The organism is Halopelagius inordinatus (assembly GCF_900113245.1).
Classification (GTDB): Archaea; Halobacteriota; Halobacteria; order Halobacteriales; family Haloferacaceae; genus Halopelagius; species Halopelagius inordinatus.
The window spans coordinates 1-13,751 of sequence record NZ_FOOQ01000010.1 but is presented as its reverse complement, the minus strand read 5'-3'; the positions used below and the strand labels follow the sequence as shown (position 1 = coordinate 13,751).

Here is a 13,751-nt window from a genome sequence, read left to right as displayed (position 1 = left end):
CCCGCGAGTGGGGAAGGCACGCCTCTTGTTTTCCCCGAAACGGCGGCGTACATGTCTCTATACGCGGGAAAAGACTCTTTGAGCAGTAGTACGTACGTATAGTATGTCGGTTTCTACTGCTGCGGCTTTTCGATCTGTTCTTGAAAACGAGGGACTCTCGACGAAGCGCGTCGAGGTCGAAGACACGGGGAAACTTGTCGTGGTTCTCAACACCGACGACGTCTTAGAGCCCCGCGAGGACCAGGGGATTGACGGAATTTCGATGACCGTCGCCGCGTATTGGGGCTTTTACCCGGGGTCGGGGGTTGACCCGCTGAAAATCAGAGTCCTCGACTACGACGCGGGACAGGCGGCGTTCTACACCTGCCGCGGCGAGTGGGCCGCGGAGGTTGCGGAGACCATAGATGCGGCAGACGACGAGAGCGCCATCTCCACGGCGAAGGGGAAGTGTCTCAGGCGAGTCCACGATACGGAGAAGGTCGCGAGTCCGAAGGGGCTTCGAGAACGCGAAGAACAAGCCGCCCACGGCGACTGAGGGCGGCCCTCAGTTCATCGGCGTGTTTCGCCGTCGCTTCTGCCGGTCAGCCTTCTCTAGCGCCCGCTCGACGGCGGCCTGAATCCGCTGTTCGTCGCCGTCGCCTTCGACCGTCACCTCAATGGTTCGGTTGTCTTCGTACTTCTGCGCCGCCGACCCACTGCCGGCGGTCCCCGACGCCCCCGACCCGCTGGAGGACCCTGACGACCCCGAGGGCGCGGTGGCGGGGACGTCGCCCCCGCCGAGATACCGGCCCGGACCGCTGGAGGGGCCGCCGGACCCACTCGACGCCCCACCGCCGTACGGGTCGGACCCGTCGCCCCCATCGCCGCCGGTGTCGAGTTTGTATTTGTCGAGAGAGACGCCGCCCTGTTTCCCGACGGCGTCGTCGAGGGCCGTTATGGCATCGACGACAGGAGAGAGGAACTCTATCATCGTCTTCGCTCCCTCAACCACTTTCCCGGCGAACCAGTCGAACGCACCTCCGACGGCGGTGAGTAGCCCCCCTATTGAGTCGAATGGAGTCAATAAGCCGACCACAGCGTCCCCGATTCCGACCAAGACGCCTGATAGAATTTTCCCTATGTTGGCAAGATATTCAACATATTCGATGACTAGATTCACGGCGAGGGCGACGCCAGAGAATAATTCGTCCCATAGACCGAGAACAGACACGAGTCCCACCCCCAAACCTATCAGCAAGGTAACTGGATTGATTAGCCCGGCTAGCGTCCCGGCGAGAGAGATGGCCCCCGAGAGAACACCTCCCGAGAAGAGGCCACCGAGGACGCCGGACAGAGCGGAGAACACGGTGGAGAGTGTCGCCCCGATTCCCGACAGGACGCCTGCCACCTTCGCCACCCCCAGGACCCCGATGGCGAGGGTACTGAATTGAGTGAGCAGCGGCCCTGCCACGTCCGCGATACCGGAGAAGACGTTTCCGAGATTCTCCGCTATTGGGACGAGCATATCGACGTACGGGAGCAGCCCTTTCAGAGCGTACCCGATCATTTCCAAAGACGGGAGCACCAACGACAGAGCGGCCGTCCCGACCTCCGCCAAGGCCGGCGCGAGGTCCATGAAGACGTCGAACACGTCGCCGGCGAGGGGGGCGAGTTGAGCGAACTCCTCCGTCGTGAACCGGATGAACCCCGGGATGGCTTCGAGCGCTCCCGTGGCCATACTTTCAAGCGAGGGGAGGACGGTTCGGATAGAGTCCTCCAGAGCCGCGAACGCCTGCGGGGAGACGGCGTCGAACGTGTCACCGAGGGCGCTGGCGAATCCGTGTAACTCCCCGCTGAGCGACGTCGTCAACGTCACAAAGTCTTCGAGGATGGTCAGTCCGGCCGACAGAGTCCCGGTGAACAGCGCCGCGTTGGCGTCGTTCTTGAGGGGCTCAAGAATTTGTGAGGCGGTGTCCTTGACGCGCCCCATGAACTCACTGAGGCCTTCGAGCGCGCCTTCCGCTTCCGAGGACCCCGCTGCGACCCGTTCACCGACGGCCAAAGCGCCGCCTCCGAGAAGACCCGCCAGCCCGGCAAGGGCTCCCGAACCTCCGATGAGTCCGCCTGCGGCCGCACTCCCGATACTCGCGATGCCGGCGGCGGCCGGGCCGGCGAACTTTGCGATGGTAGTGAGGTTCCCCGCGAAGGGTCCCATGTGCGCTGAGACGCCCGACAGTGACGCCATCGCACCCTGGAGGCCGGTGAGTTTCATCGCCGCGCCCGTGGCCTCGTCGCCCACCTCGTCAATGCGATTTTCAAGAACAGAGAGCGACCCCGAGGCGGCGACCGCTTCCCCGACGGTGTCGCCCATGGAGTCCTCGAGCACTTCGAGTTCGCCGGCCGTCGCGAGGGCTTCCGTCCCCGCGTCGTCGACGGCACTCTCCAGCGCCTCGGCTCCTGACGCGCCTTGGAGACCCGCGTCGAGGAGGTCCTCCGCGGACTCAGAGAGGTCGTCGAACTTCTCCGCCGGCACGTCGAGGTCCGCCAGCCCCGACGTGAGGTCACCGAGTGAATCGGCCGAATCCACCACCTCGTCGGCCGAATCACCTGCCTCTCCGAGTGCCTGCGCGGCTTCAAGCGCCTCCCCACGGGCGGACTCAAGGGTGTCCACGAGGTCCCCGGCGTCGGTGGCGGCGTCAATGCGGACGTCGGGAAGTGATTCGAGCGATTGCCGCACCTCCGCGACGTCGCCGCGTAACCCGCCGGTGTTCGCGCCGAGTGAGAGGTCCGGTACCGAGAGATTCGTGAAGGCGTCCTGTATCCGGCTGATCGACCCCTCCGCGTCCGCCGTATTCGCGGACAGTCCCGCGGCGAGGTTCGGCGCAGAGAGGTCGGCAAGCGCGCCCCGAATCTTCGAGATTCCGCCCTCTGCGCCGTCGGAGTCGACGCCGATGCCCACCCGTCGACGTCCGGGGAGCGAGGAGAGGGAGCGGCGGACTTGCGAAAGTGCGCTCGTACTCGCCGCCGTCTCGACGTTCGCTGTCTGCGACGAGGGAGAGGGGAGATTCAGCCCACTCGAATCGGGCGTGTCCATCGCGACGGACGCGGCGAGGGAGGTCCCGGCTAGCGCCCCGGCGGCGGCTTTGAATCCCGTCAGCGAGCGCGTCGCCTCGTCGGCCTCGTCGGAGACGTTGTCGAGGGAGTGAGCCAGCGTCGACGTCCCGGCGACGGCCTCCAGGGCACTCCCGGGAACGTCGTCGAGGGCTTCGTCGTAGGTGGCGATTGTCGGCGTCCCTTCCGCAAAGGACGAGGTGGCCTTCTCGATGGACTCATTCACCGACGAGAGAGACCCCGAGAGTTTCGCGAACGATGAGTTCGCGTCGCTGGTGGCGTCCTCGACGGCGTCCAATGTGCCGGCGAGTGCCGACGTATCAACCGCCGCGGATTCGGCGGCGTCGGCAACGTTCTCCGTGGCTTTCGCCACGGTCTGCATTGATTTAGAAAGCGTTTCGGAACCGGTTATCTTCGCTCTGAGCGTCTCGTCAACCATAGAAAGAAAGGACAGAAAAGGCCAGGGACATCCCCGACCGGAGGGTGAACAGCAGTCGTGTAGTCAGTCGGCAGTTCCGCGGACGTCGAACAGAGAGAGAGAGAATACGTCGACGCCGTCAGTCGTCGCGTAGGCGAGGAGTTACCCCATGACGCCAGTGTCGATTTCGTCCTCCAGACCGAGTTCGCTAATGGCGTTGCGGAGAAGGTCCCGATTCGTCCCACCGAGCGCCCGGTAGACGTCGCGGAATGTCCTGTGTTCTTGCACCGCCTCGACGACCGCCTCGACGTCGGTGCCGGTTTTCGGGAGTTCCCCCCACTCGCGGAGGTCCTCGCCTGTCACCTCCCGCCTCGTCGGCGGCGCGTCGCCCATGGTGGCTTGCGCGGACCAGATTCGGCGGATGGCCTGCCACCGTTCCTTATCGCCGTTGAGGGTGCGCCCGGCGACGGGCGGGAGGTGGGGAGGATTGTGAGAGTCCGCCCACCCCGCGGCGGGTATCGTCACCGAGGAGCGGACGTACGCGAACGCGGACGGGGCGAAGGAAGGGTCGTCAAACGTGACAGTCCATTCAGCACTCCCCCCCGAGGAGTAGGTCACTGTGACGACTTTCTCAGCGAGTTCGCGTACCTCTTCATCGACGACGTGGAGGACGCCGTCAGCGAAGAGTCTCTGAATCTCATCAAGGACGTCGGCGAGTGCCGCCACCGCCTCCTCCTCGGGGAGAGAGGCGACGCCGGCGACGAGACGGGCCGCGGTCGTCGTGAAGAGGTCACGGGCGACGCCGGGGTCGAAGAAGGCCTTGCTAACGGTGTCTGCGTGAAGGGGTGCTCCCCCGTGGAGTACTTCGAGGTCGAACCGGTCCTCGCCGTTGGGCGTGAGTTCGACGGAGAAAGAGGTCTCGGCGGAGAGGTCAAGGTCGAACGTCAGCGGGGTGTGTCCCTCTGCGGGGAGGATGGTGAGGTCGGCGTCGTCAACGTCGTCGTCGAACACGTCGGCGGGGTCGGGAGCGGCCATTTACTCGGCCTCCGGTGCCGGTTCTGCGTTGGTTTCGGTCTGTTCTGTGGAGTCGGAGAGAGAAGCGTCGTGAGTCATGGTGAGAGCAAACAAGATGAAGTGCGAACAGCAGTCGGTGAATCGTCAGTCGTCAAGGTCGGGGCCGAGAGGGCCCGGGTACTTCTCGGCAAAGGCGTCGGGCGGGTCTCGTATTAGGAGTTCAAGGACGGTGTCGGTCACCTCTTTGGGCATATAACTCAGCGCAAATGCCTCCGCCGGGGAGATGTGCGTGAAAGAGGGGTACCGCTCGACGATGGTGTCGTAGAGTTCCCGCACCTCTGACGTCCATTCCCGGTCGGGGCCAAAGAACTCCGACGGGCGGCCGGCGTCCATCCCCTCTTCGTCGAGTGCGTTGACCCACCGATAGATGTCTCGCCCGCCGAGTTTCTCGGGGTCGGTGGCTTCGAGGTCCGCGACGGCGTCCTGAATCGCCCGGCGTGTGCGGCGGGTCATTCACCCACCGCCTCGCCGAGAGATTCAAAGATGGGAGGGAACTCGCGGAGTTCGCCCGTCTCGACGACGCGGACAACCCCCGCCTCTTTGTCGACCGTCTCGAACTCGTAGGAGAGTAGCTCACAGACGGTGAGCGGGGCGTACTCGTCGTCTTCGAGGGCGTCAAGGTCGCTTTCGAGGCGACGGCGAGTGCGACGGGTCACGCCTCACCCCTGTCCTCGTCGACGGTGTCCGGCCAGTGTCGAACGTAAGGGAGCGCGGCCGGGTCGACGACCGACTCGTCGCCGTCTCGGAGGAACCGGAGTGCGCGTTCAGGGACCGGTTCCCCGTAGTATCGCACCATGTTCGCGTACATGAGTTCAGGGAGCGTGAGTAACTCTCCCTCGCCCGCTTCGAGGCCCTCAATCTCGGCCTCAATCCGGCTGCGAGTTCGGCGGCGGGTCACTCGTCGTCCTCCCCGTCCTCGTCGCCCTCAGCGGCCTCTGCTTTCTCTCGTTCGTGCATCCGAACGAGAGCCTTGACGAGAGAACCTTTCTCCTCGCTCGTTTCCTCTTCGAGGTCCGAGACGGCGCGGTCAATTGAGCGCTTGGACTTTCTCATCGGTCACTCTCCGGCAGGAGGGCGTACGTTTCTTCGCGGACCAATTCGTCGAGGTCCCCGTCCTCGTCAACACGATGGTGACGAAGCGTCACAGTGTATGCCTCTCCATCCGTGGCGTCGGCGTGGAGATCGTCAAGTCGGCGTTCGATGTTTCGTTTACTCGTCATCGGTATTTCGCCCGCTGTTGGGTCTCTTCGATGGTTTCGAGGCGCTCGTTGAGTTCCTGAAGGTCTTGGAATTCGGTCAGCCACTCGTTGTACTCCTTGACGGTTCGGGCGGCCTTGCGATACTCCTCCTCGTCGAGCAAGCCCTCAATCGCCCGGTGAAAGACGTGTTCGGTGATGAGTTCGCGACGACGGCCGAGGGACTCCGCGACGTAGTCAGCTAAGACGTCGATGTCGTTGTGCACGTTCTGGCGGCTGGTATCGTACCGCCGCGCGAGGTCGGCCTGATTTAACATCCGCGGGTGCCCCGCGCGTTCGAGAAGTTGGAGGATTTCGGCGCGCCGGGCCTGCCACGAGTAGTTCTCGGGGTCCTCGTTCTCGGGAATGTCGATGGATGAGTAGTCGATTTCGTTGCTCATGTGAGATGGTGTAAAATGGCGACGGGGTCACTCGTCGGCGTCGACGTCGTCAAGTTCGTCGGAGAGCCCCAGGGCGCGGACGGCGTGGCGGAGGATGCGCGTCTTCCCCCGGCGGACAGACACGGCCCGCCGGACGTCGCTGAGGGTGTCGTGTTCGGCGACGGCGTCCTCGAACTCGTCAACGGCGATGTCAATCTGGGGGAGGGTCCCCGACTCACGGAGGTCCGCGCCTGTGATCGGGATGCGGCTCGGCGGGGCCTCACCGACGTCGGCCATGTTCATCCAGACACCTCTCGCCGCCTGCCATCTGGCAAGGCCCCTCTCCTCATCCTCGAACGTGCGCCCCGTGACGGTATTCGAGAGCCCGGGAGTCGTAGTCGTATCCGCCCATTCAGCGGCGGGGAAACTGACCTGCGTACGGTCATACGAGAACGTGCTCGGATTGAATCGGGTGTCGTCGAAGGTCACCGTCCACCTCCCCCGACCGTTGGGGGTGTACGTCACATCCCGTGTGTGTGAGACGTGTTCGCGTGCGTGTTCGCCGAGGACGTGGAGGCGGCCTTCGACGATTCGGCTATGAACATTCCCAAGGGCGGCAGTGAGGGCGACGGCGGCCTCACTCTCCTCCACTGCGGCGATACCACCGATGAGACGCGCGCCCGTCGTCACGAATCGCTGCCGACGGGGCCCCTCACCGAAGAACGACTCGCCGACCGTCGCCGCGTGGAGGGGCGTCCCGTCGTGCGTCACCTCAACCCGGAACTGGTCGACGTCGTCGCGGCCGGAGAGGGCCACCTCAAAAGCGTCGTCGGTCGGGAGCGAGAGGTCGAACGTGAGAGTTTCTGCACCCGCGGCGTCGAGAATCACGACGTCGTCACTGGAGTCGTCGGGGTCGGGGGACTCGGTCGACGGGGCGTGTGCCGCCATCTAGTCCTCCATCCCCAGGAAGGCGGCCTTCTCACTGCCGGCGGGGTCGTCGTCAACGGCCTCGGCGATGCGCTCGAGCACCGCGGCGTTCTCTTTGATGAGTGCGGCCGTGCGGTCGGCGTCAGAGAGAGACTTTTCCGCCGCCGGAGGGGAGTCAAACCCGAGAAACGCGGATTTCTGTCTTTGCGTCTGTCCGGTGGGGTCGTCGACGTCGAGGGCTTCTGCGAGGCTAGATAGACGGGAGCGGTTGGCTTCTGCGAGTTCGTGAAGAGTGCTTTCAGACATATTGATGTGGCAGAGAGTGTGTTCGGAGGAAGGGCAGTTAGCGGGCGATTCGAGGGTGTCCGTTACCCGGTCGTCGGCGGGGCGTGCATCTCACAGAACCGACGAAAGTACACCTTGACGCCGTCGAATCCGTCGGCGGCGTCAAGGTACACTTCGGGGTCGTCGATCATCGTTGAGTCGGCCCCCGCCATGAGGGTGGCAACGTCCCACTCCCATTCGATACGCTCGCGACGGGCGCGGGCGGCCCGCGCTTCGAGGGTCTCTCGGTTAGAATGAATAGCCGCGAGACGACGCTCGGCGGGAGACTCGGCGGTTAGGGAGGGTGGCGAGGGGGTCATGGATTCGTAGAGAGCCGCGAGAGGTCGGTCATTGGTGGTATATGTGTGGTCGGTGGGGGTGGTGTGTGTACGAAAACCCCGAGACGTACGTGGCCGGGGAATGCCCCGGTCACGGGAAGATGAACTGCACGGACCACAGACCGCAGAGAGACGGAGAAGACCCCGGGAACGGAGACGAACTTAGTTGCCTCGCCCGGAATGTGTGTGGGGTCATCGGCAGGAGGGTTACTCGCCGTCCGTGAGCTCCAAGAGCGTCGCCTCCAGGTCGACGTCAAGTTCGACGAGGTCGTCGTTCGCGAGGTCGCGGAGAACGTCATTCGCGGTTCGGACCGGACAGTTCACCGTCCGGGCGACGTGCCCCGACGTCGTCACTTCCCCGGGATTGAGCGTGTCGAGAACATCGGCGGGGGCGATCATCAGTCCGTGTCAAGTCCGAGTTCGCGGCGGAGAACCCGGTCGTAGGAGTCACCGGGCCCCTGCTTCAGTTCCCAGAGCGCGTCTCGGGTTCGTTCGTCGACGGTGATTGTAGTGGGCATAAGTGGAAATGCAGCCGCCGCTCTCGTCGGGTGTCGGTGTCTCTGAGAGAAACGCGGACCCCACCCTATGTGGGGCCGACCGCGGCTGAGTCCGACACTCCCGCGGACGACGGCGCGTAATCTACTATTGAGGGTCCAGCACAATAAATCTATTGGTGACGTAGGATAACGTAATATGCCATCGGATTGTAATATATCAACGATAGGCCCCGGCGGCGACGAAGAGTGCCTCGGCGAGGACGTCGAGGTCGCGACCGGCCATGTGGTCCTGCCTGTTGCGAGCGTAGATGGCCCACTTCCCCCGATATGGGGTAAGGCCAATTCCGTGGCGTTGGAGTTGCGTGCACAGGTCCTCGAACGTCTCGTACCGTTCGCAGTTAGAGAGAGTGCGGTCAGAGGGCCACTGGGAGCGCACGCCGACGCCGCACTGACAGAAGGTGTCACGTCCACTCGTGGCACGGCCATCTTTTCGAGGGGGTGCATTGTCCACAGTGATTGCCTCTGGTGAGGGATTCGCCGTTGGCGTCGCCGCATCGATCGTTCCGTCCTCACGGAACCGGTGACCCTTCGCGTAGAAGGTTCCCTTTGTGTCACCGTACGAGAGTACCACAGCCTCGGCCTCGTCGTAATCGCGGGCACGTTTCAGGACGGGAGCGAAACATTCGTCGCACAGTTCGCGGGTGATGAACTCGGCAGCGTCGTCGGGGTCAGTAAACTGGAGAGCAGTCATAGAGTCAGTCGTTTTTGAGGGTAGAGGATCGGCAGGTCGGGGGGTGGGTATTCACCGGACACTCGGTGTGTCGCTTAGAGTCAGAATCCGAACCTCGCCTCGGAATGTGTGGGACTATCGGTTCGGGAAGAGCACGGGAGAAAGTCGACATAGCTGCCGCTCCCATGGGTTTGTTTCGCCGAGAGCAGTTAGATAGTTACTTCAGAGAGATTCGACGGTCAGCATAGACCGTCCAGCTCATTCTGGGCGCGCCAGCTTGTCCGTCGCCTGATAGACGTCCGTCTCCGACGTCTCTATCAGATACCCTCTCTTCGCCGCGTTCTCGACGACCATTTGAGCCGTCGAAATGTCGTAATCGCGTGCCTGGAGGGCGGTCATGAGGTCCGCCTTACTCACGCCGTCGCCTGCGTCTTGGGCCTTGTAGGCCCCCCAAAGCGCCCCGTTCTGCGTCGGGGGTTCTTCGTCCTCGTCCCCGTCGGTGGCCTCGGGGTCCGGTTCCCCACCGTCCGCGGCGGCTTGGGGCGTGTTGTCGTCTTGGGAGTCGGTGTCGTCGTCGGCGGCCTCGACAACCTCGACAGTACACCCCGGCATTATCTCGACGTGTCTGATTCCGTCCTCGGTTTTGACGCGGGCGTTCGTGATTCGGACGAGGTCCCCTTCAGATACACCCCGCATCGGGTTCGGTTGACCGTTGCCCTCCCGCACCCGGTAATCCATCGCGAGGTCGCCGGCGTCAACGAACCAACCCTCTTCGGCCAACCACGGCCGGGGTTTCATCTGACCGCCGAACTCCACCGTGATAGAATCGTGTTGCCCCGTCTCCAGCGCGGCGAGGCCGTCCCCGGTCGGTTCTTCGTCCGTCTCCTCGACGAAGAGCCCCGCCGCGCGGGCGTACTCCAGTCCCTCTTCGGTGAGGGTAACACGGTCGAGAACCTCTTTTCGCTGGTCCCACGGACGCAGGGGGAGAGACGTACTGGAGTAGTCTGGGGAGCGGGGCTTCGAGTCGGGGTAATCGAGGGCGGCGAACAGTGCTTTATTCGCGTTCGACCCCACTTCGTGACCTTCCGCCTCAGCCCACTCCTCGTAGATTCGGGTGACGTCGGCTTTCACGATGTAGTCAGACGAATCCGAGGTGAGACATTTTTTGCCGAACTCCATCATGGGGTCCGCGTCGCCCTCGTATCGCTCCAGTCGCTCCATGGGGGATTCGGGGAGTGAGACGTCGCCGTGGTTCTCTCGAAGCCGTTCAATGCCGTCGAGAGCGAGAGATAAGAGCGCGCTCATGGCTTCCGGCGTCGCGAGTTCCTCTTCGAGGACTCGCTCGGGGACCTTCTCTTTCTCCATCGGCCCGGTGGGGTTCTCGGTGAACGTGTAGGGTAGTTTCACCGGGACGATGCGGGTGGCAATCGCGCGTTTGTCGCGGTTCCCGATTATCGGCGGGTCGTTGGCCGCGAACATCAGGGTGGTATTCATCGTGTCCGAGAAGGACTCGCCCCCTTTCGGTTCAATTTCCATACTGTCTCCTCCAGTGATGTCTTTGAGATCGGCCGTGTTCCGAATCTTCTTGCCGTTTATTTCGCCCGCGATGTTGGCGAAATGTCCATACATGGAGTCCTTCGAGAACCTGTTACTCGCGAGTTTGGCGAGTTTCACGTTCATTGTGTTCGACTCCTCGCCGTCGAAGCCGTCGAGAAGGTCACTCACCCGGTCGTAGAAGAACGACTTTCCGTTATCCGACCCCCCATGAAGGAGTAAGAAGAGCTTCCAACCCCTCTCATGAGCGTCGGGGACGAGGGCGTGACCGACCATTTCCAGCATCGCCTTCGCGTCCTCGTCTCGGGACGTGATAGTCTCCATGAACTCCTCGAAGCGGGTGGTGTCGACGTCGGGGTCGTAGGTGACCGGGACGCGGTTGACGAACTTGTACTCCGGCGAGTGGTCCTTGAGTTCCCGACTAAACAGGTCTAATACGCCGTTTTCCACGCAGACGTGCGGGGCGTCGAACGCCTCGCGACCGTTGAACTGGCGGGGAGAAACCCGGTTGAGCTGTTTCAGCCCGGCGAGTATCTCGCGGACGTTGTGAGTCGACCAGTGTTCGGCGGTCAACCCCTCGTATATCTCCGCGCGAATGTCTCCGAGTTCCGGCGTGAATATCCCCGCCTCCTCGTCGTAGACGTAGAGTTCGTCCTTGACGTCCGTCGTCATGAAGTGGTACTTCTCGCGGAGAAGGGATTGAGCCGCCGCGCGGCCGGGAGAAGCCCCCTCTTCCTCGAAGAGATATCGGACGTATTCCCACGACGGGGCGCTCTCGGGCCCCGACCGTTCCGCGGAGAGGGGCGGGAGGTCGAAGCCGAGTTCTCGAAGGTAGTCATAGGCCGTCACCCAGTCTTTGCCGGAGACGTCGGACGGCGTCGTGTTTTCATCGTACTCGGGGAGGTCGTCGCACGCGATGGCCGCCATGACCACCGGCCCGCCTCTCCCCTTTCCGGCGGTGTCTCGCCACCCCTCGCGCCCCGCCACGTTCGCGGTTCCGTTACAGGCCGGGTTCCAGATAGGGTAAAAAGCCCGGACGGCGTCCCCCGAACCGTGGTCGTCGTTCCAGTCGGCTACAATCGTCTTTTCGGCCACCCGCTCACAGTCGAGCGCCTCTAAGGCGTCGTACGCATCCGTGTCACCGTCCGGTTCGTACTTCGACCGTCGGGCCGTGGATGGTTCTTCGTCGCCCTCCGGGGCGTCGTCGGCCGTCTCAGACACCTTCGTGACGTCGGGGTCCGCGGCGAGCACTTTCACGAGGAGGTCCGCGTTTAGGGTGGCAATCGGGCGGTCGTGGAGGATGGTGTAGCGCCCGCCATCTGGTTTCGAGCACTCGTCGCACTCGTCCTTCGTACATCCGTCCGCGTCAAGTTGCGACCCCGCAGCGACGATATATTGGTTTGAGACGCGGATCTCCCCCCACGTTGCCGAACTGATGTTCGCCTTTCCGAACTCCTTTTCTAAGCGTGCGGCCGGGAGAAGCCCGTCACCGTCCTCGGGGACGTGGTAGAGCCGTCCTTCCCCACCGTGGGCCGACGAGAAGGTGAGCGTCTCGGGGAGGTTCTCGCGGGCGAACGTGAGCGCCTCTTCGTCGTATCCGTCTTTGTGGTCGTCGATGTCGACGAGGACCAGTGTGCCACCGGCCGCGGCGTGAATGCCGTAGTTCCCCTGCGGCGGCGTCGCACTCCGGTCGGACGCCTTTTGGTGGCCGTAGGAACGCTTCGACCCGTCCGCGACGCGGTGGAAATACTTTCGGTCGGGGAGCGGCGACTCCGAGATTCGCTCCTCGACGATACGGCGGCAGTCGGCGGGGTCCGTTATCTCGCTCATTGTTCTGCCTCGCTGATATTGGTCCGGTTGGTCCGCTCCCTCTGTTTTGCCATCGGACCAGTGAAACCGCCGGACGGCGTGGAGGTGTTTGGCCGGTGGTCCGCTGGTCCGATGGAATCTGCAATATCTTTGTATTCAGACATATACTGTTGTTCTTTCCGTCCTCTCATTCTACTGCTACTATGCAGATCGCATCGGACCACCGGACCACCCATAGGGAAACCGCACTGCCGTCTTGCGGTTTTACGTGGTCCGATGGGGGAGAAAGGGGTACGGACCAACCGGACCACTCTCGGGTTTCTGGTACAATCTCGCGTCGGGGTCACGACGTCGTCGCGACGGTGCGCGGCGTCGACGCTCACAGCGAACACCTCCGGAGGTCGTCGCGGAACTTCTGCCAGCACTCTCGGCAGAGGAATATCTTCTCGAAGTCTGCCGTCGAGTCAGCGAAGTCACTTGCGGTGATTGTGAATCGCCTAGGATCCGTGGGGCGCTGTCGCCCGCAACGTTCGCAGCCGCGCTGTTGGTTAGTATTCTGTGCATCCGCCGTTGACGTCAGAGTTGCGTTCTTTCGCATGTCGTCGGGCCGTGTGAGGACGGCAAACCCGACCCGCTGACGGCGTGGAGCAGTGAGTTTTATACCGGAGTGTGTACTACACTCAGGTAGGACCACGCCATCGCAGGTCCGCCTAGCAGTTCTTCGTCACGGGAGTAGGTTGGCGCCCGTCCCGTGGCGAGATTCAATACGTCCTTTAGTTGCGACTCTCTGTGAATGGCTTTAACCGTTTTCCCACTACGGGCGCCAAGTTGGGAAGAAGATGGGAAAACGAATCGGAGAGAGTAGTGAAGGTTAGTCTTGGTCGCGGTCCGGGTTTATTAGCTCCCGGCGAAGGACATCGTCGTAACTGTCCCCCGGTTCTTTCAAGTTGAATAGCCAGTTTCTCGTCTCAACGCTCACGCTGATGGTAGTTCGGGTCATAGTAGTATTTCTGGATAAGCACACAGCTCAGTCGTTTTTCGCTTAGCGGTCGCCTCTGTCAGCACTTCACCCAACTTCTCTTATTCCCATCGCAGGGCGATTTCACTCCCGGCGGACGCGGCGTCCGACGCATCGAGAGCGTACTCTCGGAGAGTGTCGTGCAGGATCTGGCAGAAGTAGCTACGGCCCCACTTTCGGGTTGGTCAGTGTCCCCGGACGTGAGACTGACTCACGCCGGCAGATGGCGACTCCCCTTACCTCTCTCGTAGAGTACGCGGAGGACCGCTACAGACGGAGTCTCCCCCGCATGGTTAGGCAAGCCGCGTGTCCCCTACCACGCTCCATTTTGACAGGGCATGGATCGTCACGGAGGTT

14 protein-coding genes are annotated in these 13,751 nt (G+C 62.8%); 1 reads left to right on the top strand and 13 read right to left on the bottom strand.

What is annotated here, in order from left to right; translation table 11 throughout:
- Window positions 1-103: 103 nt before the first annotated feature.
- A complete protein-coding gene (locus BM167_RS17555) occupies window positions 104-535 on the top strand; it encodes a hypothetical protein (RefSeq protein ID WP_092894036.1) in 432 nt (143 codons plus the stop codon).
- A gap of 9 nt (window positions 536-544) precedes the next feature.
- Here BM167_RS17555 and BM167_RS17550 read toward each other — a convergent pair whose 3' ends face one another.
- From BM167_RS17550 to BM167_RS17505, 13 genes are all read right to left on the bottom strand, one after another.
- On the bottom strand, window positions 545-3,529 hold the full coding sequence (locus BM167_RS17550) for a phage tail family protein (RefSeq protein WP_143095541.1): 2,985 nt from the start codon (window positions 3,527-3,529) through the stop codon (window positions 545-547).
- A gap of 141 nt (window positions 3,530-3,670) precedes the next feature.
- Window positions 3,671-4,543 carry a hypothetical protein gene (locus BM167_RS17545; RefSeq protein ID WP_092894034.1) on the bottom strand — a complete coding sequence of 291 codons (873 nt, stop codon included), beginning with the start codon at window positions 4,541-4,543 and terminating at the stop codon, window positions 3,671-3,673.
- Between the two features lie 123 nt (window positions 4,544-4,666).
- Complete coding sequence (locus BM167_RS17540; RefSeq protein ID WP_092894033.1) at window positions 4,667-5,035, bottom strand: hypothetical protein; 369 nt, start codon at window positions 5,033-5,035, stop codon at window positions 4,667-4,669.
- Window positions 5,032-5,238: a hypothetical protein gene (locus BM167_RS17535; protein WP_092894032.1), complete on the bottom strand. Its 207-nt coding sequence runs from the start codon at window positions 5,236-5,238 to the stop codon at window positions 5,032-5,034. Before BM167_RS17535 ends, BM167_RS17540 begins: the two co-directional genes overlap by 4 nt.
- Window positions 5,235-5,480 (bottom strand): hypothetical protein, encoded by a 246-nt coding sequence (locus BM167_RS18230; RefSeq protein WP_143095540.1) that lies wholly within the window; start codon window positions 5,478-5,480, stop codon window positions 5,235-5,237. The genes BM167_RS17535 and BM167_RS18230 overlap by 4 nt, the downstream gene beginning before the upstream one ends.
- Window positions 5,477-5,635 carry a hypothetical protein gene (locus BM167_RS18655; protein WP_177213409.1) on the bottom strand — a complete coding sequence of 53 codons (159 nt, stop codon included), beginning with the start codon at window positions 5,633-5,635 and terminating at the stop codon, window positions 5,477-5,479. The genes BM167_RS18230 and BM167_RS18655 overlap by 4 nt, the downstream gene beginning before the upstream one ends.
- A gap of 163 nt (window positions 5,636-5,798) precedes the next feature.
- Window positions 5,799-6,218 (bottom strand): hypothetical protein, encoded by a 420-nt coding sequence (locus BM167_RS17530; protein WP_092894031.1) that lies wholly within the window; start codon window positions 6,216-6,218, stop codon window positions 5,799-5,801.
- Between the two features lie 27 nt (window positions 6,219-6,245).
- On the bottom strand, window positions 6,246-7,145 hold the full coding sequence (locus BM167_RS17525) for a hypothetical protein (protein WP_092894030.1): 900 nt from the start codon (window positions 7,143-7,145) through the stop codon (window positions 6,246-6,248).
- Window positions 7,146-7,430 (bottom strand): hypothetical protein, encoded by a 285-nt coding sequence (locus BM167_RS17520; RefSeq protein ID WP_092894029.1) that lies wholly within the window; start codon window positions 7,428-7,430, stop codon window positions 7,146-7,148.
- Window positions 7,431-7,492: 62 nt separating this feature from the next.
- Complete coding sequence (locus BM167_RS18910; protein WP_281244644.1) at window positions 7,493-7,621, bottom strand: hypothetical protein; 129 nt, start codon at window positions 7,619-7,621, stop codon at window positions 7,493-7,495.
- A 372-nt stretch (window positions 7,622-7,993) separates the two neighbouring features.
- Window positions 7,994-8,185, bottom strand: coding sequence for a hypothetical protein (locus tag BM167_RS17515; RefSeq protein ID WP_092894028.1), 192 nt, complete (start codon window positions 8,183-8,185; stop codon window positions 7,994-7,996).
- Window positions 8,186-8,500: 315 nt separating this feature from the next.
- Window positions 8,501-9,034 carry a hypothetical protein gene (locus BM167_RS17510; RefSeq protein ID WP_092894027.1) on the bottom strand — a complete coding sequence of 178 codons (534 nt, stop codon included), beginning with the start codon at window positions 9,032-9,034 and terminating at the stop codon, window positions 8,501-8,503.
- Window positions 9,035-9,271: 237 nt separating this feature from the next.
- Complete coding sequence (locus BM167_RS17505; protein WP_092894026.1) at window positions 9,272-12,397, bottom strand: phage/plasmid primase, P4 family; 3,126 nt, start codon at window positions 12,395-12,397, stop codon at window positions 9,272-9,274.
- Between the last annotated feature and the right edge of the window lie 1,354 nt (window positions 12,398-13,751).

What these genes read in the sequence shown, in the direction of transcription:
- BM167_RS17545 (WP_092894034.1), bottom strand. Translation starts at nt 4,543, where the DNA reads ATGGCCGCTCCCGACCCCGCCGACGTGTTCGACGACGACGTTGACGAC.
- BM167_RS18655 (WP_177213409.1), bottom strand. Translation starts at nt 5,635, where the DNA reads ATGAGAAAGTCCAAGCGCTCAATTGACCGCGCCGTCTCGGACCTCGAA.
- BM167_RS17510 (WP_092894027.1), bottom strand. Translation starts at nt 9,034, where the DNA reads ATGACTGCTCTCCAGTTTACTGACCCCGACGACGCTGCCGAGTTCATC.
- BM167_RS17550 (WP_143095541.1), bottom strand. Translation starts at nt 3,529, where the DNA reads ATGGTTGACGAGACGCTCAGAGCGAAGATAACCGGTTCCGAAACGCTT.
- BM167_RS17530 (WP_092894031.1), bottom strand. Translation starts at nt 6,218, where the DNA reads ATGAGCAACGAAATCGACTACTCATCCATCGACATTCCCGAGAACGAG.
- BM167_RS17505 (WP_092894026.1), bottom strand. Translation starts at nt 12,397, where the DNA reads ATGAGCGAGATAACGGACCCCGCCGACTGCCGCCGTATCGTCGAGGAG.
- BM167_RS17555 (WP_092894036.1), top strand. Translation starts at nt 104, where the DNA reads ATGTCGGTTTCTACTGCTGCGGCTTTTCGATCTGTTCTTGAAAACGAG.
- BM167_RS17520 (WP_092894029.1), bottom strand. Translation starts at nt 7,430, where the DNA reads ATGTCTGAAAGCACTCTTCACGAACTCGCAGAAGCCAACCGCTCCCGT.
- BM167_RS17525 (WP_092894030.1), bottom strand. Translation starts at nt 7,145, where the DNA reads ATGGCGGCACACGCCCCGTCGACCGAGTCCCCCGACCCCGACGACTCC.
- BM167_RS17540 (WP_092894033.1), bottom strand. Translation starts at nt 5,035, where the DNA reads ATGACCCGCCGCACACGCCGGGCGATTCAGGACGCCGTCGCGGACCTC.
- BM167_RS17515 (WP_092894028.1), bottom strand. Translation starts at nt 8,185, where the DNA reads ATGATCGCCCCCGCCGATGTTCTCGACACGCTCAATCCCGGGGAAGTG.
- BM167_RS18910 (WP_281244644.1), bottom strand. Translation starts at nt 7,621, where the DNA reads ATGGCGGGGGCCGACTCAACGATGATCGACGACCCCGAAGTGTACCTT.